The sequence below is a fragment of the Flagellimonas aequoris genome, assembly GCF_003584165.1.
GTDB lineage: Bacteria > Bacteroidota > Bacteroidia > Flavobacteriales > Flavobacteriaceae > Flagellimonas > Flagellimonas aequoris.
Map to the genome: position 1 here is coordinate 115,020 of NZ_QXFJ01000009.1, position 19,423 is coordinate 134,442.

Below are 19,423 nucleotides of genomic sequence, written 5' to 3' on the forward strand. Positions count from 1 at the left end.
CAGTATTTTTGGGGCCTAATTTAAAGATTTCATGGCCCAGCATACCAATCCTTCAAGATATACCATTACCGCAGCCCTTCCCTACACCAATGGCCCCATTCATATTGGGCATTTGGCCGGGGTTTATGTTCCTGCGGATATCTATTCCCGCTATTTAAGACTCAAGGGCAACAATGTGGCCTTTGTGTGTGGGAGCGATGAACACGGGGTGGCCATTTCCATGAAGGCCAAAAAGGAAGGGGTGACCCCAAAGGAAATCATAGACAAGTACCACGGCATCATCAAAAAATCCTTCGCCGATTTTGGTATTTCGTTCGATAATTATTCTCGGACTTCTGCAGAAGTACATCATAAAACAGCATCCGATTTTTTTGTGAAACTGTACGAACAAGGTGATTTTATTGAAGAGGAAACCGAACAATTGTACGACGATGAGGCCAAACAATTTTTGGCAGACCGCTTTGTCGTCGGAACTTGCCCCAAATGCGGCAACGAGGAAGCGTATGGTGATCAGTGTGAACGCTGCGGGTCTTCGTTGAACGCTACGGATCTCATCAACCCAAAATCGACCATCACGGGAACAATACCCTCCCTAAAAAAGACCAAACATTGGTTTTTGCCTTTAGATCGATATGAAGGATTTTTAAAAGAATGGATACTGGAAGGACATAAGTCCGATTGGAAACCCAACGTATATGGCCAATGCAAATCCTGGATCGATGACGGTTTAAAGCCTCGTGCGGTGACCCGTGACCTCGACTGGGGTATTCCCGTACCTGTTGAAGGAGGTGAAGGCAAAGTGCTTTATGTGTGGTTCGATGCCCCCATTGGTTACATTTCGTCTACCAAGGAATGGGCCGAACGGGAAGGCAAGGATTGGGAACCTTATTGGAAAAGCAAGGACACCAAATTGGTCCATTTTATCGGGAAGGACAACATCGTCTTCCATTGTATCATCTTCCCAAGTATGCTAAAGGCACATGGCGACTTTATTTTACCTGAAAACGTTCCTGCCAACGAATTCCTGAACCTGGAAGGCAACAAATTGTCCACCTCCAAGAACTGGGCAGTGTGGTTGCACGAGTATTTGGAGGAATTCCCGGATATGCAGGATGTGCTTCGTTATGCCTTGACGGCCAATGCCCCCGAAACGAAGGACAATGATTTTACCTGGAAGGATTATCAGGCACGAAACAACAACGAATTAGTGGCCATTTTTGGCAATTTTGTGAACCGCGTTGCGGTACTGACCCATAAATATTACAACGGGGTGGTTCCAACGCCAAACGCCTTTTCTGAAGTGGATATTGAAACTTTGGAGGCCCTGAAGGGATTTCCTGAAATCTTGTCCAACTCTTTGGAGCGTTACCGTTTCCGTGAAGGCAGTCAGGAACTGATGAACCTGGCACGTTTGGGCAACAAGTACCTGGCCGATGAAGAGCCCTGGAAACTCATCAAAACAGATGAGGAGCGGGTAAAGACCATCATGTATGTAGCGCTTCAGATCGCAACAGGACTTGCCGTGTTGAGCGAACCGTTTTTACCGTTTACCTCAAAGAAGTTAAAAGGGATTCTTCGCATTGCTCAGAATGACCAAAACAGTGTCATTTCGAGCGCAGTCGAGAAATCTATTGGTTGGGATGATATTTCTTCAGAAGACATCTTACTCCCTGCCGGACACACCATCAACCCAAGTGAACTGCTCTTCCGAAAGATTGAGGATGCCGAGATACAACAACAATTGGACAAACTGGAAGCCACTAAAAAATCGAACGCACAAATGGAAAAAGAAGTAGCACCACAAAAAGACATCATCACCTACGATGATTTTGCCAAGATGGATATGCGCGTGGGCACCATTGTGGAAGCGGAAAAAATGCCCAAGGCCAACAAGCTGCTGGTATTGAAAATCGATACGGGTCTGGATACCCGAACCATTGTTTCCGGTATTGCCGAAAGTTTTAAACCAGAAGAAATCATCGGTAAAAAAGTGACTGTTTTGGTGAACTTGGCCCCAAGAAAACTACGTGGTGTGGAAAGCGAGGGCATGATCTTGATGACGGAAAACCAAGAGGGAAAACTCGTTTTTATGAATCCCGATGAGGATGGGGTCGGGAATGGTGAAACCATCAATTGACATAAAAAACAATAACGTTTTATAACCTCTTTCAAAAACCCCAAGAACAAGAAAGAGGTCTAACCTACTTAACATTTAAAAGAAAATGCAACTCGTACCCTATATCGTACAACACACCCAATTACCGGAAAAAAGTGTGGAGAATACCGTGGCACTTTTGAACGAGGATTGTACCATTCCGTTTATTTCGCGATATCGAAAGGAACGCACTGGAAATTTGGATGAAGTCCAAATCGGCGCCATTGTGCAGTATAAGAACCAGTTTGAGGCCCTGGAAAAAAGAAAAGCGGCCATCATCAAGGCGGTGGAAGAACAGGGAGCCCTCACTCCGGACCTCAAGGCCAAGTTTTTGGGCTGTATGGACCTGACCAGTCTGGAAGACCTGTATTTACCTTTCAAAAAGAGTAAAAAGACAAAAGCGGAAACCGCCCGTAAAAATGGGCTGGAACCCTTGGCGAAAATCATCATGGCACAAAACGCGGATGAAATCGAATTTATCGCCTCCAGATATTTGAGCAAGGAAGTCCAAAATGAAGATGAAGCCTTAGAAGGCGCCCGCCACATCATAGCCGAATGGATCAACGAACGGGGCGATATCCGCAATCAATTGCGCAGCCAATTGGAGCGACATGCCTTGATTACGACCAAAGTCATAAAAACTAAAAAAGAGGACGAAAAAGCCCAAAAATTCCAAGATTATTTTGACTGGAGCGAACCTTTGGACCGCTGCCCCTCACACCGATTTTTGGCCATCATGAGAGCGGAAAAGGAAGGATTCATCCGGGTGAAAATCGAAATTGATGAAGAAAGGGCCCTTCAGAATATGGAAAGGCGCTTAATCAAATCGAACAACGCCTGTGCCGAACAAATCGAAATGGCCATCGCCGATGCCTACAAAAGGCTTTTGTTTCCTTCCCTTTCCAACGAACTTTTAAACGTTGCCAAAGAGAAGGCCGACTTGGCCGCCATTCAAGTGTTCTCCAAAAACCTAAAGCAATTACTGTTGGGTGCGCCTTTGGGCGAAAAACGCATTCTCGCCATCGACCCTGGGTTCCGGACGGGGTGTAAAGTGGTCTGCCTGGATGAACAGGGCGACTTAAAACACAACGAAACCATCTATCCCCATGCGCCACAAAATGACCGAACTGGGGCCATCAAAAAAATAAGTTCTTTGGTGGATGCCTATAAAATCGAGGCCATTGCCATAGGAAATGGGACCGCATCGCGCGAAACCGAGCAATTGATCAAACGCATTACTTTTAAAAAGCCCCTTGAAGTATTCGTGGTGAGCGAAGCAGGGGCCTCCATTTATTCGGCTTCCAAGATTGCCCGGGATGAGTTTCCCAATTATGATGTTACGGTACGGGGAGCGGTTTCTATTGGTCGCCGATTGGCCGATCCATTGGCCGAACTGGTAAAAATCGATGCCAAATCCATTGGGGTGGGGCAATACCAGCACGATGTGGACCAAACCCAATTGAAATCCTCCTTGGACACGGTAGTGGAAAGTTGTGTGAACGCCGTAGGCGTCAACATCAATACGGCCAGTGTTCCCTTACTCAGTTATGTTTCGGGTATTGGTCCCAAATTGGCCGAAAACATTGTGGCCCATCGCAATGAAAATGGAGCTTTCAAAAACAGGGATGAAATTAAAAAAGTGGCCCGTTTGGGCGGTAAGGCCTTTGAACAGAGTGCCGGCTTTTTGCGCATCAAAAATGGCGATAATCCTTTGGATGACTCGTCGGTACACCCTGAAAGTTACAATCTGGTGGCCAAAATGGCCAAGGATCAAAAAATTCCACTTCAGGAAATCGTTGGGAACAAGGCCGCCCTGCAGCGCATCGACCTAAAATCCTATTGTACGGAAACCATTGGAATGCCCACTTTGGAAGATATTGTAAAAGAGCTGGAAAAGCCAGGTTTGGATGTGAGGGAAAAAGCCAAGGTGTTCACGTTTGACCAGAACATCAGGGAAATTACAGATTTGAGACAAGGGCAATTGCTGCCCGGTATCGTGAACAACATCACCAACTTTGGATGCTTTGTAGATGTTGGGATCAAGGAAAGTGGTCTGATCCATATTTCCAACCTATCCGATACATTTGTAAAGGATGTCAATGAACATGTAAGCCTTCATCAACAAGTGATCGTTAAGGTGTTGGATGTGGATGTCCCCAGAAAACGGATCCAGTTGGCGCTGCACAAATAACTTTTTACATGCTCAAGATTGCCTATCATCCCATCTACAAACATCATTTACCGGATGGGCACCGTTTCCCCATGGCCAAATATGAGTTACTGCCCCAACAATTGCTGCATGAAGGAACTTGTGGCGAGGAAAACTTTTTTGAACCCTCCATTGCCGATGATGAGCACATTTTAGCCGTGCATGCTGAAGGGTATTACCGCGATTTGTTGAACCTGGAGATTCTTCCAAAAGAAGCCAGAAAAATAGGGTTTCCCCTGAGTAAAGAACTGGTTCTCCGGGAACACATCATTGCCGATGGCACCATAAAAGGATGCGAATTCGCCCTGGAACATGGCATCGCCATGAACATTGCCGGGGGCACGCACCATGCCTATTCCAATCGAGGGGAAGCTTTTTGTATGTTGAACGACCAAGCCATCGGTGCCCGATACTTACAGCGTAACAAGCAGATTAACAACATCTTGATCGTAGACTTGGATGTGCACCAAGGGAACGGAACCGCTGAAATTTTTCAGACCGACCGTTCTGTTTTTACTTTTTCCATGCATGGAAAGGGCAATTATCCTTTTAAAAAGGAAGTTTCTGATTTGGACATTGCTTTGGAGAAGGGCACTACGGACCAGGAGTATCTTTCCATCCTTAAAAACACCTTCCCTTCGTTGATCAAGAAGGTACAACCCGAATTTATCTTTTATCTCTGTGGGGTCGATGTTTTGGAAACGGACAAACTGGGCACCCTTTCCCTTTCTTTGGAAGGATGCAAGGAACGGGACCGATTTGTATTGCAAACCTGCCACGATGCCAACATTCCTGTGCAGTGTAGCATGGGTGGCGGGTATTCGCCTGAAATCAAGATTATTGTAGAGGCCCATGCAAACACCTTTCGTTTGGCACAGGATATTTATGCGTAATTTTGCCTATCCTAGCTTTCAACCTTGATGAGAATATTAAAATACCTGTTTGTCTTGATGATGGCCTATCCCATGTTTGGCCAAGAAAAGGAAACCAACCTCTGGAACGATTTCACCTATGACATCGGGAATATTTTTGGCGGAGTAGGCTATGCCTATTCCAGACCCTTTCACTGGCAAGGGAACGATTGGGCCAATTTAGGATATTTGACAGGAGGCACCCTTTTATTGGCCACCGTGGATGATGAAGTGAACCATTGGAAAAATGGGTTTAGGGAAGATATCCCCAATTTGGTTATCGATTATGGAAACGAATACGGAAGCCCAGAGAACAATTACATGCTGACTGGCGGGGTGTATCTGGCAGGATTGTTCACCAAAAACGAGAAATTGAGGAGAACCGGGGTCTTGTTGATTTCCTCGGCAACCGCTGGCGGATTTTTGCAGCAAGTGAGCAAACGTATCATTGGGCGGGCCAGACCTAAAAGTGGGGAAAGCTCGGATACGTTTGATCCCTTCCACCTGAACCGCGTCTACAATTATGATTCGTTTCCTTCGGGTCATGCCATGCTGGCCTTCAGTAATGCCTATGCCATTGCAAAGCAATTCCGAAGTCCTTGGGTAAAGGCCGGAATTTATACAGTTGGGTTGATCCCCGGTTTTGTTCGGGTGGTGGATGACTTCCATTGGTTTTCCGATGTGGCCTTCAGCACGGTGCTCAGTATTTTCATTGTGGAATCCATTGACCGGTATCTGGATTCGAAATATGATGAAAAGTATAACAACAATACCAAACAGGTCAGTTGGAACCTTTCCTTCGGCCCCAATACGATGGGTGTATCCCTTCGGTTTTAATCCAAGCTAAACTATAGTGTTAATTATTTATTTAGATTGAATTAAAATAATTAGTTTTGCCTTCTCTACTCCAAGTGATGGGTAAAAAGAAGAAGGAAAAAAAGAAACTCAAAAAAGCATTGTTGAAGAATTTGTCCAACCAAGGCAAATTGAAATCCAAATGCTGTGAAAAATTCAAAAAAGGGGAAAGCAAACGTTGTTCCAAATGTCCTTGTTTTGACCTTTTGAAGAAAGTGGCCTAGCCTCTTCCCCACCTCCACTACTTCTATTCCATCCCTTTTCCTGGTTGTCCCATTTCCCAAGCTCCCGATTATGTTCTATTTTAGGGACAAATTAAAAACCATCATGTTACGGAAAACCTCTCTACTCATCGCACTGCTGCTGGCCAACAGCGTATTTCTTCTGGCCCAGGAACAAGACCCTGTCATTCAAGCTATCTTAAAGGAAGCCAATGAAAACTCCCAACTCGAAACGCTTGGTCACGAGTTGATGGACGGTATCGGACCTCGATTGGTCGGAACCCCACAAATGAAAAAGGCCCATGATTGGGCCGTTGCCAAATATGCTGGCTGGGGTATTTCCGCCAAAAACGAACAATGGGGCGAATGGAAAGGCTGGGAACGCGGCATTTCGCATATCGATATGGTATACCCAAGGGTACAAAGCCTGCAAGGGACCCAATTGGCATGGAGCCCCGCCACCCCTAAAAAAGGGACTACCGCCGAGTTGGTGGTGTTACCTATGGTAAAGGATTCCATGGAATTTGTAAAATGGTTACCTACGGTTAAGGGCAAGATGGTCATGGTCTCCAAATTGGAGCCTACGGGAAGACCTGATTACAACTGGGAAGAATTTGCTACCGAAAAGTCCTTCGAAAAAATGAAAAAAGAGCGCGACGAACAGGACAAGGCATGGAACGCCAATATGAAGAACATGGGGTATAATTCCAGAACCCTCCCCGAAGCCTTGGAAGCCGCAGGAGCTGTTGGTATCGTTGCTTCCTATTGGTCCAAAGGTTTTGGCGTAAACAAAATCTTCAGTGCCCGTACCAAAAAAATCCCTACAGTGGATTTGGAATTGGAAGATTACGGGATGCTATACCGTTTGGTGGAATCCGGTCAGAAACCACAGATCCATGTGGTGGCCGAATCCAAGGACTTGGGGGTATCGCCAACCTTTAATACCATTGCAGAAATCAAAGGTTCCGAAAGACCAGATGAATACGTGATCCTGTCCGCCCATTTCGACTCTTGGGACGGAGGCACCGGAGCCACCGATAACGGAACCGGTACTTTGGTGATGATGGAAGCCATGCGCATCTTGAAAAAAGCCTATCCCAACCCAAAGCGAACTATTTTGGTGGGACACTGGGGCAGTGAGGAACAGGGACTCAACGGTTCTAGGGCCTTTGTAGAGGACCACCCTGACATTGTATCCGGTGTACAGGCCGTTTTCAATCAGGATAATGGCACTGGACGGGTTGTTCGCATTTCCGGTGGTGGATTCCTAAATTCCTATGACTATTTGGGCAAATGGCTGCATGCCGTTCCGAAGGAAATCACGGATGAAATCGAAACTACCTTCCCCGGGACCCCGGCGAGGGGAGGCTCGGATTACGCCTCATTCCAAGCAGCAGGTGCTCCAGCATTCGGCCTAAGTTCGTTGAATTGGTCGTATTGGAACTATACCTGGCACACCAACAGGGATACCTATGACAAGATTATTTTTGATGATGTTAGGAACAATGCCATCCTCACCGCTATCTTAGCTTACATGGCGAGTGAATACCCAAAAAAAACAGATCGTGAAAAAGCTGTTCTGCCCATTAGCGACAGAACAGGTGAACAACTAGAATGGCCCACCCCACGTTCACCCGAACGCAAAGGAGGTTTGGAGGAAAACTAAACGGTATAAAATAAAATCGCCCCGAAAATTCCGGGGCGATTTTTATTATGGACGAACTCAACTAGAAGATGCTAATTCCAACTCTGGGAGAGGATACTTGGAGTCCAGTACCCACATACGTTCTTCTGGGATACTGATAATCGTAATAGGTGTAATAGAAATGCGCATGACCGTAATATTCCCTGCTATGATGGCAATGATCATCACAATGTTGGGCATGTTCGGCATAGGCATCCTGTTTTCCTTTCATATAAGCTTTGTAGGCTTCCTTGTCCCGCTTTCTTAAATCCTTTTCATATCGTTTTTGGTCTTTCCAGAAATCCTTTTCATCCTCTTCATTGTTGGTGGTCAACGACTGTTCGTAAACAGCATCTTCTTTGGCGCGTTGTTCGTAATAGGAAAGTTTGTCCTGTTCCTTTTCTTGACTTTCTTGGGCCGAGACCGATGCCGAGATGAACAAGGCCAACATCGCAGTAATCGTTCCTATATATTTCATAGCTTCAAATTTTAGGGTTCTTATAGTAATTACGGAAGAACCGTTCATTTGGTTTTATAACAACTTAAAATGGATTTACCCTAATTGCATAAAAAAAGGGGCGCAATGGCCCCCTAATTGTTTTTAAAGTGAAATGCTACTTCCCAAGCATCAATAGTTCATTGCACTTGATCTCCGTGATATAGCGCTTTTCGCCCTCCTTGGTCTCATAGGCACGGGACATTAATTTGCCTTCGATCATGACCTCTTTTCCCTTGGCGAGATAATTTTCTGCGATTTCCGCAATCTTGCCCCAGGCCACAATGTTGTGCCATTGCGTATCGGTCACCTTTTCGCCTTCGGCGTTTTTATAGGTTTCATTGGTGGCCAAAGAGAATTTGGCCAGCTTGTTGCCATTGTCAAGCGTTACCATTTCAGGGTCATTGCCCAAGTTCCCAATCAACTGTACTTTGTTTTTAAGTGAATTCATGATGTAAGATTTTAGCGTTAAACAGTTCATGCCATCGAATTGTCATCATTCGACAGGGCAAACATAGAAACGGTCCAAAACCTCATTCGGTTTGAAATCATTTGCTTTCGTTTGTAATCGGATGTAAACAATTAAAAATAAATATAGGTGCCCAATATGTAGCACCTATCAAGAATTTACCACAAGAATGAATAATATTTATGGGATTTACCGGGAAGTAATTTTTTTTGGGGAGTCCCGTCCTCATGGTTGGATGCCCACCGAATCAGGCAAACAGAGCATTACAGGAACGGTATCCAGTCATTAAAGAGCGTAACGCCTCGCCCACCAATTCAAAGCTAACATTGGCGGCTACTCGTCCTTCTTCTTATCGACGCTGATCTTCAACACATCGTCCAACGTCCCGTCGATCTTCAGCTTCTTTTCGTACTTTTTAGTACTTTCTTTTGACTTATTGTGATTTTTTTTGTACTTCATACAATACAAATTTAAAAAAGGTGTTGTATATTTGCATTGATTTATCAATCAAATTTTGATTTTTCCAAAATTTTTCGTATGAACATGTCTAAACAAGCCAAAAAAGCAAAGTTATTGGACTTTGACTTTGTTGGAGAGGAACACTTTTCCCTTGAAGATATGTTGCATAATGCTTATCTCGAAGGGAAAAAAGATTTTCAGAAAGAACTTGTGCAAAAGTTGCAAAAAGGATTGCAGCACTCCGCTGTTACTTCATCCTTATTTAAAGAAAAACTAAAGGACGCAGAAATTACCGTTAAGGATATGTTTCTTCGTATCGTAGACTTTTCTGATTTTGAGTGTCTTGTAGTCATTGATGATCCTGATTATTATGACAAGGATAAAAGATGGAAAGCTTATGGCATTTCGAGAAACATCAATGAAAATATTGATGATATTAATATTAATTTCTCGTTGATGCCCTTTTCAGAAGAGATGTCTAAAGACACCATGATTTCAGAGGGCTTTTGTTATAAGTATGCCGGAAACTCCGAAGCCTAGCCCACCATTTGAACACGCAGTACATAATTGGGAGGTTTGTAAAGAACTTCACAAACTCACAAAATATGGTGATTGGGTAGTTACCACCGCATTTTATTCAGGAATGAAATTCATGGAGGACACCTTGTTTCCAAACACCTATGACCATCCTGTCAAACCAGGAGAACAAAATGAGTACAAAACATTTAATGCTTATGTACGTGATTTTGGAAAAACATTGGGAGCAAACAAGCATAAAATAATGTCTGACATGGTGAACGCTCATATAGATGATGAAGAGGTTGTAAATTCTTATGAAGATTTAAAACAATCATGCCATACAGCGAGGTATATCAATTATAAAGTCGGCGAGGATAGGGTTAAAATGGCACTTGAAGCAATAGAAACCATTAGGGTTTTTTGCGTCCAATGATTTAATAGTTTTCCGTTAATGCCTTATAACCGAGAACACTCTCCGCATCTTCCAAAAACCCGTCAAACCTTTCCTGTGGTGTCAACTCCCTGGTGTTGAACCTAGCCGCAAATTCATCCAAATAGCGGCTCACGTGCTTGTCGCTCACTTGGTGGTAGATACCATTGATTCCACGCTTTAGAACACTCCAAAAGTTCTCTATGGTGTTTGTGTATACATTTCCATCGACATACACTCCAACGGCGTGTTTAACGCTCTTGTGCGTATAATTCTTTCTTAACTTTCTGTATACAGGGGCTTCGTCAGTATGTATTTCCGCCCCCTTAACAACATGAGTATGGATAAATGGAACCATATTGCTAGTGGTAGCATCGGGTACATGCTTGATTACTACTTTGCCGTTACGCTCAATCAATCCTAAAATTACCTTTTTAGCCTTGTATGGCTTCCCTTCATTAGTAAGTTCAGGATTTTTCTGTGATCTTTTCTTTCCATAATGTTTGAACTTTTCAGAACCGCCCAAATACGTTTCATCCCCTTCTACCATATTGTTTTCCCCTAACATTCTTGGGCTTTTGTCTTTCAGCATTTCACGTATGCGGTGCAACAAAAACCAAGCGGTTGGCTGAGATATATTAAGTTGAGTGGCTAATTGGACACTTGAAATCCCCTTTTTACAGGTGGTGGCCAGATAAATAGCAGCGAACCAAATCCTAAACTTGATGTTGGAACTTTGGAATATAGTTCCGGTCTTGACCGTGAAATCCTTTTTACACTCTTTATCACTACATCTCCACCCTCTTTTTGTCTTATAGGGTTTCAATGACCCACAATGTGGGCAAGCAGGGTTTCCGCCCCATCTTATTGCTTCATAATGGGCTATACATGTTTCTTCATCTTTGAAGTGGTCGAGAAGTTGTATTAGTGACTTGAAATCCATCTGTTTTAATTATCTATACAAATATAATCGAATATATTGATATGTACAAATATTATCGAATTATTTTGTATTTTTGACCTATGGCTACATACAAGGAACAGCAAAAGGGCAAAAAATACTTTGTTCTCATTGAGGATGGTGTACCGCTAGGTACGTTTGGAAACCTAAAAAAGGTTGTCGAGTTCATGGATGGAAAGGATTTTCCAAGTTATTGGACACTGGTAAGGTATAAGGTATATCCAATTGTCCACGGTAATTATAAGATTTACAAGGTGAGCCATTTTTAATAAGATTTTTTTATCAACACATATAACATCTTTAAGACCCTTACAAATAGAGTTTTCAACTTCTGGTGTTAATAAATAATCGTTGTATAATCTACTGTAGATCAACTATAGATTATGAAATACATTACCTTTGGAGTATAAAATCAAAAAAGCCTCTACTTTGGTCGGCAGGGCTTTTGAGATTTTAAATGATAATACAAAAATTGGGGAGTACATGGTGTCGGAGCATCATTTGAAAGGTCGCAACCGCTGGGTTCAAGTCCCAGACTCTCCACTTTTTTGTATTGCAAATGTAAGGTTTTTGTTTAGAAGTATAAAAATAATTTTATAGTCATGTCCGATATATCGCTTGAATCCCTTGAAAAAGAAAGAGATAGTCTCATAAGAAAAATTGAGGCTATTGAGCGAATGATCCATGAGTATCATAAAGATAAGGATAAGCCTTTTTTTTATGTTTTGGATAAATCTGGCAACTATAAAATGATATTTGAATCCAATTTAGATACAAAAAAGCCATTGGACGGTTTTCCTTTTAAAGAAACGTGGTTGAATCAAATTGTTTATTTGCTGAAGGATCGAGGTAGATTTATGGGAAACGAAGAAATAGCAAATGCATTGACAGATTACCACTATAGTTTTAATGTAGATAAAATGAAAAGAAAGGTTTCCGTTGTAATTTCAGCAGCATATAAAGCGAAAAGGATAAAAGGGTTGATAAAGGTAGGGGTTACGAAATCCGCTAAGGATGCTTTATGGGGATTTGATAAATGGCTGACAGAGGATAAAAAAATTAAAGAAGAGCACCGTCCCTTTGAAATGGGACACATTGAAGAAATAATAATGGTATAAAATTAAGGTGGCACTGAAAAGATAGGTCCAGATTCACGGTTGACGAGCCAGAACTGTACATTGCTTTAAGTGCCACTTTTACAATCTTCGGTGATGAAAGGCCCTGCAAACATATACAGGGCTGAAAGTCAAATCAGGCTTTGTCTCAATAGCAAATGACCTGAACATTCCTTTATCATCATCAAGGGAAGGGAGTATGTCTTCACGGGCTGCTCCCTTTTTTGATTCTTCAAATCTATATAATATACGACTTTGATCCAAATTTTTGGGCCACTTTTCGCTGATCCACCATGTCAAGCTTGATTTTTTTACTGGCACCGGTGGTTTTCTTGTGGTAAATTCTTGATAGGTGCTCAATATGTGACCTCCCCTCCCATTCCTGTGTCTTAACAGAAATACCAAACCCCCAACGCTATGCCCATTCGCTGTATCAACAAATACTCCGTGATCAAAAGGTTCAGTCTTGGTAAAAGAATGTACGACCAATTGGAGATCATTTATATCCAGGAACACGATGCCTTGCACGAGGAGCCGCAAAAGGTCTTCGACAGCCAAAAGGAATATGTAACGGACATCTCCGCAGATATTTATAAGTGCCTGAGAAAGGGGTTTATCGTTCCCTCTGGAGACAATCAGTAAATTTCTCATCCATGGTGCACCACATTATGTTAAATCATGTTAAATACTTGATTTTCCGATATATAAGTGTATATTGATAGTATGGATGTAGCACTAAAACATAGCACAGTCTTCTAGGTCGACGCCCCGACCGACATCCTTGTCATGGGAACATCTTTTCCCATCATTTAAACAAAAACCAGCGCATCGCAACATTTTAGGTCGGATACCTTCCACCCCATTGTTTGCGTGCCAGTATCAACTGAAGTCAAATCAAAAATTCAAAAAACATGGAAACCGTAAAAGCAAAAAACAAGACATTCAAAAAATTGGGATTCACCTATTTGGAAACCGCCGAGATCGTGGTCACCTTGAATACGCTGTTGGCCAATTACCAAGTATTCTACAACAAGTTAAGAAACTTTCACTGGAACGTAGAGGGTCCCGACTTCTTTGAACTTCACGAGGAGTTCGAGAACGAATACAACACTACCAAAGAGCAAATAGACATTGTGGCGGAACGTATCAGGGCCTTTGGCATAAAGCCAAACTTCACCCTGAACAAAACCATGGAGATGGCCCACATCAAAGAGCCTACCAAGGAGCTTACCGCCATTGAAATGGTACGTGAGGTGCTTCGGGATTACGAAACCCTGCACAACAATATGTTGGATGGCATCAACGCTTCCCTGGAAACCGGTGATGTGGTCACGGAAAACATGTTGACCGATTTCTTGACCCGATTGGAAAAAAGAAACTGGATGTTCACTTCCTACCTCAAATAATCCAACAGAGACCCTTAAAACGATTCATTAACTATAAAAAAAATAAAACCATGAAAACATTGACAACCATACTATCACTTTTTTTACTGACCGGACTTGCGGGTTACGGACAGAGCAAGGATTCCGGCCAAATGAACGCCACCATACACAAAACCTTTGCCGTTGAGCAAAATGGTACCGAGGTCCCATACAACGTAAAGGTCTTGGAACACAGGAACTACCCTTTGGTCCTGAACCAAAAGGAGCAAAAAATGGTCAATCAAGACCGTAACGCAAAACCTGCCCAAGTCACCAAGCTCATTGCAGTAGACTCTGACAACGACAATGAATATGAGCACTATATGGTGTTGAAGTACAGAAGGTCCGTTACCGACAGTTTTAAAGTAGTCCCTACCAAAAAAGGGTTTGCCGTTAAGGTTGACGACAAGACCATGCAGTACTTCGTGAACAAGGGAATCTATTTTATCGACAATAAAGACCAGGATTTCTTCCTCGTGGAGGAGTTTAAGGAAATAGGATAATTTTTAGGTTTTGTTTTTTGATTGACAAAGGGCCGGGAGTTTTTTCCCGGCTTTTTTGTTTGCCATTATCGAAGGATTTCCTCCTATCTTTGGGGCAAAACACTATCTATGCAACCTTGGTTGAAACCCGTTACCCTTGAAGGAAATTTGGTAAGACTTGTGCCCATGAAAAAGGAACACAAGGTGGATCTAGCCTTTGCCGCATCTGATGGCAACCTTTGGGAACTTTGGTACACCTCCGTCCCCACTCCTGCTACCACGGATGCCTACATCAACACTGCCTTGTTGGAACTAGAGTCAGGCAAATCGCTCCCCTTTACCATTGTGGACAAAAAGACCAATGCCGTGGTGGGCACCACCCGCTACATGAATGTGGACGCCGCACATAAACGGCTGGAAATCGGCTCTACCTGGTATGCCAAAAAAGTACAGCGCACCGGGGTGAACACGGAATGCAAATACCTGTTGCTGAAATACGCCTTTGAGAATTTGGGCTGCGTTGCCGTGGAATTCCGCACCCATTTCCATAACCATCCGTCCCGAAATGCCATTCAGCGCTTGGGCGCCAAACAAGACGGAATTTTGAGGAACCACCGCATTGATGCACTAGGAAATTTAAGGGACACCGTGGTATTTTCCATCTTGGAGAACGAATGGAAAACGGTGAAAACGTCCTTGGAATTCAAGATGCAAAGAGGACCGTTGCACTAGCCAAAAACACCTAAGCTTTGCTTTTTTTGAGCAGATGGGCAAAATTATAGCTGGTCAGTTCCAGGTTTTGAAAGCTTTTGGCCTTGGCCTCATCCAAATTGCCGATCTGGTTTAAAATGGAAACAGCATAATCCAATCCCATGTGTTGCATTTCCGCAATGGTCACATCTACCGAGCCACAAAACGCGGCCACGGGAACCTGATACTTTTGGGCAGCCTTGATCACCCCGTTGATGGTTTTGCCAGAAAACGTTTGTCCGTCCAACTGGCCTTCCCCGGTGATGACCCAATCGGCTCCTTGCACCACTTTCTCAAAATTGGCCAGCTGCATGACCAAATCCACCCCAGAGGTCAGGCTGGCGTTCAGGAACACCACGGCTCCTCCCCCAACGCCCCCAGCGGCACCTGCCCCGGGAATTTGCTGTACATCCATATCAAAAGTGGTGTGAAGCACTTTGGCGAATTGTTCCAAACCTTGATCTAAAAAGGCCACCTCATCGGGTGAGGCCCCTTTTTGTGGACCGTAAATTTTGGCGGCACCTTGTTCCCCGTAAAACGGATTGTTCACATCGCAGGCTACTTGAATTTTGGCTTTAGCCAACTGTGGACGCACCTTTTCGGTATCGATTTGAGCCACCAACCCTAAATATTTACCGATGGGTTCTAATTCTTTGCCTTTGGCATCCAAAAACCGATACCCCAAAGCCTGGGCCATGCCCATGCCGCCATCGTTGGTGGCGCTTCCGCCGATGCCTAAAACTAGGGTTGTCGCCCCTTTTTCCAGGGCATCCAAAATGAGTTCCCCGGTGCCCAAGGAAGTAGTGTGCATACAGTTCATTTCAGCCTTTTGGAGCAGCTTGTAGCCCGAGGCTTCGGACATTTCAATAAAAGCGGTGTGTTTGTCTTGGGAAAGCAAATAGGGCGCTTCTATTTCTCTGAACAAGGGATCATGCACCCGCACGGGAACGGAAGACGCATTCAGGTAATGGCTCACCACCTCAATGGTGCCATCCCCGCCATCCGCCAAAGGTCTTTTTACGATTTCCGCATGGGGAAAGACTTTTTGGATTCCACTGGCCACCGCATCGCAGAATTCCTGCCCGGTGAGGGAACCTTTGTATTTATCGGGTGCGAGGAGGAATTTCATGGTCTATTTAATTTTTGTAACGGTTTCGGCCAGGTGTAATGGTGAAATCGGGACTGCCCCATGATGGGAACTTAATATCGAAATTGATCTAAAAAACTTGTTTTTTTAATATCTCACATCAATATTAAATCCGACTCCCATACTGCTATGCTTCTTAAATTTTGCCTGACTTGATTTTTTATAGAGCGTTCCGCTATTGAACATTCCAACAGAAAAAAATATAGCTTCCCCTTTGTTGTTTTCCCCTTCCGTTTCCACCCATTCCAAGGTAACCATAACATCGTCGTTCAAAACAATGTCATAGGGTTTTAAATCCACGGTTATTTTGCCGACTTGTTTTGGCTCAATGGGAACGATAATATTCTGCGTAAGCATGTTTTCTTTTGGTCTGTTATTTTCAATGTTATAAAAATTAACCCTAAAAATAGCTGTTGCACTTAATCTATTGTAAGAAATATTGAAATTAAAGGCATCTACAAAGGCCGGGGTTTTCCTAACGTTGATCTTAACACCCATTTCAGCGCCAAGTTGGTCATAACTAAATCCCGTACTTATAAACTTCGACTCCGTTTTGTTCCCAAGTGTTTTTTTCTTGAAAGCCTTTGCGGTGACGACTACTTCGTTCAATGTACTTATTTCTTCTTCCAGTTCTATGGATATAGGCTGTTTTCTTGACAAAAAATCGTTGACCAAAATTTCAACCGGTTTGTACCCAATGGACGAAAACCGTAGGGTATCCTTCTCCAATTCCTTATTTAAACTGAACATAAATTTTCCATGGGTATCTGTAACCGTCCCGATTTCTTTGTTCAAGATCCCGATGTTTACGTAGGGCAGTGGCTCATGGCTTTCATCATCGAGAACCATACCTTCTATGTCGGTCCCAATTTGGGGTGTCCCGGATATACTGTAAAGTTCTTCGGTGACGTAGCTTGATTTACTTAAATTCTTCCAAGCAGATTGAAAAACAGCTTTGTTCCCAAACGATTCCTTGAAAAAAGCCGTGGCCAGTTTTACGATATCGTCATAGATCAGCACCGAGCTTTTTGAAGCTTCCAGTATCGAGGGAATACATGTAAAATCGGCATGGACACTCTTTTTGAAGCGCAAATAGTATTTTTCGGAATTCAGTTGCCTGAAGTAGTTAAAGTCTTTTGAGGGTTGAAACCCGTCAAGTTTATCACCACTTTCCAAATAAAGGTACTTGATAGGTTGTGTTTCGGGATCCAAAAGATTTGAATCAAGGATTTCCTGAATAAATCGGTCATTTTCATCCTCTTCCCCAAAATAATGGGTTTCTGTTCCGTCGAGCGATACAAAGGATTTTGTATTGGGGTTTCTATCGATGAAAACGGCTGAACTCATTCCGCCCCAACTATAGCCAATAATGCCAATAGTATTAAAATCGGCATTGAACAGGTTGTTCTCTTTGAGATAGCGTATTGCAAATTCAGCGTCATAAACTTGTTCAAGCATATCCTCTTTTTGATTGGTCATATCGCCAGGATAGCGACCCACCGACCAAACAGAAACCACCAAAAATCCATTCTGGGCCAATGCCTCAAGGATTTTATAGTTTTCAAATCCCATTCCATTAAAACCTGCCATATAAATAATGACGGAGTGTTTAGACGGGGAAGGTTCGAGGTCCAAAAAGCTATTTGTTTCAATATCCAGCAGTTGTTTGCCGTCTGCACCAATACCTAATTGGGCCACATAAAACTGGGCCAGTTCGTTCGTTATTCCAGAATAATCTTCGGTATCTTGATAGTTGACCGCTCGCTGTTCAAAAAGGTTGAACAGATTCCCGAATTTTAAGGTGCTTGCCTTTTCGTCATTTGATGGATACCAAATGTCCAAATCCACGGGTCTATAATAGAGTTTGTCCGTCTGTTCCGTGTTTGGTTTATAGGTTCTTGTACTGTCTTTTAGTTGGAAAGATCTATAGCCAGCGTTATAGGTTTGGGCAAGGTTAACCCCAAAAGTCAGTAGGGATACAAGGATGATCAGTTGGTTTTTTTTCATTAAAAAGTACATCTATGTTATAGACGTTCATAATATGCAAAGGGTTGTCTGTGTTTTTCAAAATGCGGTACAACACCTAAGCTAAGAGGACTTGAGAGACCTTATGGATCCCACTGGCCACTGCTTCGCAGAATTCCTGCCCGGTGAGGGAGCCTTTGTATTTATGGAGTGCGAGGATGAATTTCATGGGTTTTGGGAATTAGGCAAGAACAAGCAATTACTGATAGCCATTGTTAGGCACAATTAGTTTATTAATTCACGTTTTAATTTGAACTCATATTGTTCCTTTTTCGCTTGATAAACAGGAATTGTTTTTTCCTTGCAAAAAGAGATGATTTCTTTCTTGTGTTCATTAGATGTATTCAATCCTATTACAACTTCACGAATACTATTTTCTGGTAATATTATTACTCTGTTCGGTTCTTCATTGGGTTTGTCAAAGTATAATTTAGTTAGTCTGTACTCTTCTTCATATTCCCAATCTTTTGCTTTAAAATGAGTTTGATAAAAACTTGTCATAATTTCATTTTCTGCATTTATTGGGTCAATTTTAGGTAGGTCATTCGTATATGTTACTCTACCTCCTTTTCCAAAATATCCACTGGTTCTTATAATTTCCTCATCAAATCCTAGACAATAACCTTTATGAAAATCTCCATAATGGCTCCACATAAGTATAGAATTCCATCTTTCGCTCAATGATAAAACACCAAGATATTTATCTGTGTATTCAATATCTAAAGCTTCAAATTCTTTTTGATATTGGTCAAGATTTTGAAGTCTTTCTCTTAAATGATTTCTTTCAAATTCGATATCTCTTCCTTGTGATATGAGATATCCTAAATTACCTTTAATTCCCTTTTCAATATATTCTTCTATTCTTTCAGGTGTATTTAATAAGTGATGATTTTTTGTTACACGACAATCGAAAGGATCATTAAAATCAGATGGTGGCGAAAGAAAAACTTGTCTTTTAAGCAACACGTCTTTATGGTAGTCATTTGTCCAACTTCTATATTTATATACTATTTCAGGTAATTTCGGTTTCATAGAATTTTTTGGGTCATAATTGTGCCTAACTGTTTGTATATGAGGCGCAGCATCCCAAAGGGTGCTATGATTTCATATA

At 42.7% G+C, this 19,423-nt stretch carries 21 protein-coding genes; 14 read left to right on the forward strand and 7 right to left on the reverse strand.

Going from position 1 to position 19,423, the window contains the following annotated elements:
* Positions 1–31: 31 nt before the first annotated feature.
* From metG to D2U88_RS03295, 6 genes are all read left to right on the forward strand, one after another.
* Positions 32–2,137, forward strand: a complete 2,106-nt coding sequence (gene metG / locus D2U88_RS03275) for a methionine--tRNA ligase (protein WP_119638873.1) — start codon at positions 32–34, stop codon at positions 2,135–2,137.
* Between the two features lie 85 nt (positions 2,138–2,222).
* Entirely contained in the window at positions 2,223–4,346 is a 2,124-nt protein-coding gene (locus D2U88_RS03280) for a Tex family protein (RefSeq protein WP_119638874.1), read from the forward strand.
* A gap of 8 nt (positions 4,347–4,354) precedes the next feature.
* Positions 4,355–5,257: a histone deacetylase family protein gene (locus tag D2U88_RS03285; RefSeq protein ID WP_119638875.1), complete on the forward strand. Its 903-nt coding sequence runs from the start codon at positions 4,355–4,357 to the stop codon at positions 5,255–5,257.
* A gap of 27 nt (positions 5,258–5,284) precedes the next feature.
* Entirely contained in the window at positions 5,285–6,112 is an 828-nt protein-coding gene (locus D2U88_RS03290; RefSeq protein WP_119638876.1) for a phosphatase PAP2 family protein, read from the forward strand.
* Between the two features lie 56 nt (positions 6,113–6,168).
* Positions 6,169–6,354, forward strand: a complete 186-nt coding sequence (locus D2U88_RS19370; protein ID WP_147378513.1) for a hypothetical protein — start codon at positions 6,169–6,171, stop codon at positions 6,352–6,354.
* A gap of 103 nt (positions 6,355–6,457) precedes the next feature.
* Entirely contained in the window at positions 6,458–8,017 is a 1,560-nt protein-coding gene (locus tag D2U88_RS03295; RefSeq protein WP_119639022.1) for a M20/M25/M40 family metallo-hydrolase, read from the forward strand.
* A gap of 61 nt (positions 8,018–8,078) precedes the next feature.
* On the opposite strand, the gene D2U88_RS03300 is transcribed toward D2U88_RS03295, so the two are convergent.
* The 3 genes from D2U88_RS03300 to D2U88_RS19745 all read right to left on the reverse strand — a co-directional run bounded on the left by D2U88_RS03300 (position 8,079) and on the right by D2U88_RS19745 (position 9,459).
* Complete coding sequence (locus D2U88_RS03300) at positions 8,079–8,513, reverse strand: hypothetical protein (RefSeq protein WP_119638877.1); 435 nt, start codon at positions 8,511–8,513, stop codon at positions 8,079–8,081.
* Positions 8,514–8,649: 136 nt separating this feature from the next.
* A complete protein-coding gene (locus D2U88_RS03305) occupies positions 8,650–8,982 on the reverse strand; it encodes a single-stranded DNA-binding protein (protein WP_119638878.1) in 333 nt (110 codons plus the stop codon).
* Positions 8,983–9,333: 351 nt separating this feature from the next.
* Complete coding sequence (locus tag D2U88_RS19745; protein WP_262696583.1) at positions 9,334–9,459, reverse strand: hypothetical protein; 126 nt, start codon at positions 9,457–9,459, stop codon at positions 9,334–9,336.
* Positions 9,460–9,537: 78 nt separating this feature from the next.
* Between D2U88_RS19745 and D2U88_RS03310 the strand changes: the two genes are divergently transcribed.
* Both D2U88_RS03310 and D2U88_RS03315 read left to right on the forward strand, forming a co-directional pair.
* A complete protein-coding gene (locus tag D2U88_RS03310; protein ID WP_147378514.1) occupies positions 9,538–9,999 on the forward strand; it encodes a hypothetical protein in 462 nt (153 codons plus the stop codon).
* Positions 9,977–10,411 carry a hypothetical protein gene (locus D2U88_RS03315; RefSeq protein ID WP_119638880.1) on the forward strand — a complete coding sequence of 145 codons (435 nt, stop codon included), beginning with the start codon at positions 9,977–9,979 and terminating at the stop codon, positions 10,409–10,411. The genes D2U88_RS03310 and D2U88_RS03315 overlap by 23 nt, the downstream gene beginning before the upstream one ends.
* Position 10,412: 1 nt before the next feature.
* On the opposite strand, the gene D2U88_RS03320 is transcribed toward D2U88_RS03315, so the two are convergent.
* A complete protein-coding gene (locus D2U88_RS03320; RefSeq protein ID WP_119638881.1) occupies positions 10,413–11,351 on the reverse strand; it encodes an IS1595 family transposase in 939 nt (312 codons plus the stop codon).
* An 80-nt stretch (positions 11,352–11,431) separates the two neighbouring features.
* Here D2U88_RS03320 and D2U88_RS03325 point away from each other — a divergent pair, with 80 nt between their 5' ends.
* The 6 genes from D2U88_RS03325 (at position 11,432) to D2U88_RS03350 (ending at position 15,122) form a co-directional block, all read left to right on the forward strand.
* A complete protein-coding gene (locus D2U88_RS03325; protein ID WP_119638882.1) occupies positions 11,432–11,638 on the forward strand; it encodes a hypothetical protein in 207 nt (68 codons plus the stop codon).
* 333 nt (positions 11,639–11,971) lie between these two features.
* Positions 11,972–12,487 carry a hypothetical protein gene (locus tag D2U88_RS03330; RefSeq protein WP_119638883.1) on the forward strand — a complete coding sequence of 172 codons (516 nt, stop codon included), beginning with the start codon at positions 11,972–11,974 and terminating at the stop codon, positions 12,485–12,487.
* A gap of 414 nt (positions 12,488–12,901) precedes the next feature.
* Positions 12,902–13,126, forward strand: a complete 225-nt coding sequence (locus D2U88_RS19375) for a hypothetical protein (RefSeq protein ID WP_147378222.1) — start codon at positions 12,902–12,904, stop codon at positions 13,124–13,126.
* Between the two features lie 269 nt (positions 13,127–13,395).
* The gene (locus tag D2U88_RS03340; RefSeq protein ID WP_119638885.1) at positions 13,396–13,890 is read left to right on the forward strand and encodes a Dps family protein; all 495 of its coding nucleotides are present in this window, start codon (positions 13,396–13,398) and stop codon (positions 13,888–13,890) included.
* Positions 13,891–13,940: 50 nt separating this feature from the next.
* Positions 13,941–14,411, forward strand: coding sequence for a hypothetical protein (locus tag D2U88_RS03345; RefSeq protein ID WP_119638886.1), 471 nt, complete (start codon positions 13,941–13,943; stop codon positions 14,409–14,411).
* Positions 14,412–14,519: 108 nt separating this feature from the next.
* Positions 14,520–15,122: a GNAT family N-acetyltransferase gene (locus D2U88_RS03350; protein ID WP_119638887.1), complete on the forward strand. Its 603-nt coding sequence runs from the start codon at positions 14,520–14,522 to the stop codon at positions 15,120–15,122.
* Between the two features lie 10 nt (positions 15,123–15,132).
* On the opposite strand, the gene D2U88_RS03355 is transcribed toward D2U88_RS03350, so the two are convergent.
* From D2U88_RS03355 to D2U88_RS03365, 3 genes are all read right to left on the reverse strand, one after another.
* Positions 15,133–16,269, reverse strand: coding sequence for a glycerate kinase (locus tag D2U88_RS03355; protein ID WP_119638888.1), 1,137 nt, complete (start codon positions 16,267–16,269; stop codon positions 15,133–15,135).
* Positions 16,270–16,374: 105 nt separating this feature from the next.
* Positions 16,375–18,294, reverse strand: coding sequence for a carboxypeptidase-like regulatory domain-containing protein (locus D2U88_RS03360; RefSeq protein ID WP_182859090.1), 1,920 nt, complete (start codon positions 18,292–18,294; stop codon positions 16,375–16,377).
* 243 nt (positions 18,295–18,537) lie between these two features.
* On the reverse strand, positions 18,538–19,344 hold the full coding sequence (locus D2U88_RS03365; protein WP_119638890.1) for a DUF2971 domain-containing protein: 807 nt from the start codon (positions 19,342–19,344) through the stop codon (positions 18,538–18,540).
* Positions 19,345–19,423 lie beyond the last annotated feature (79 nt).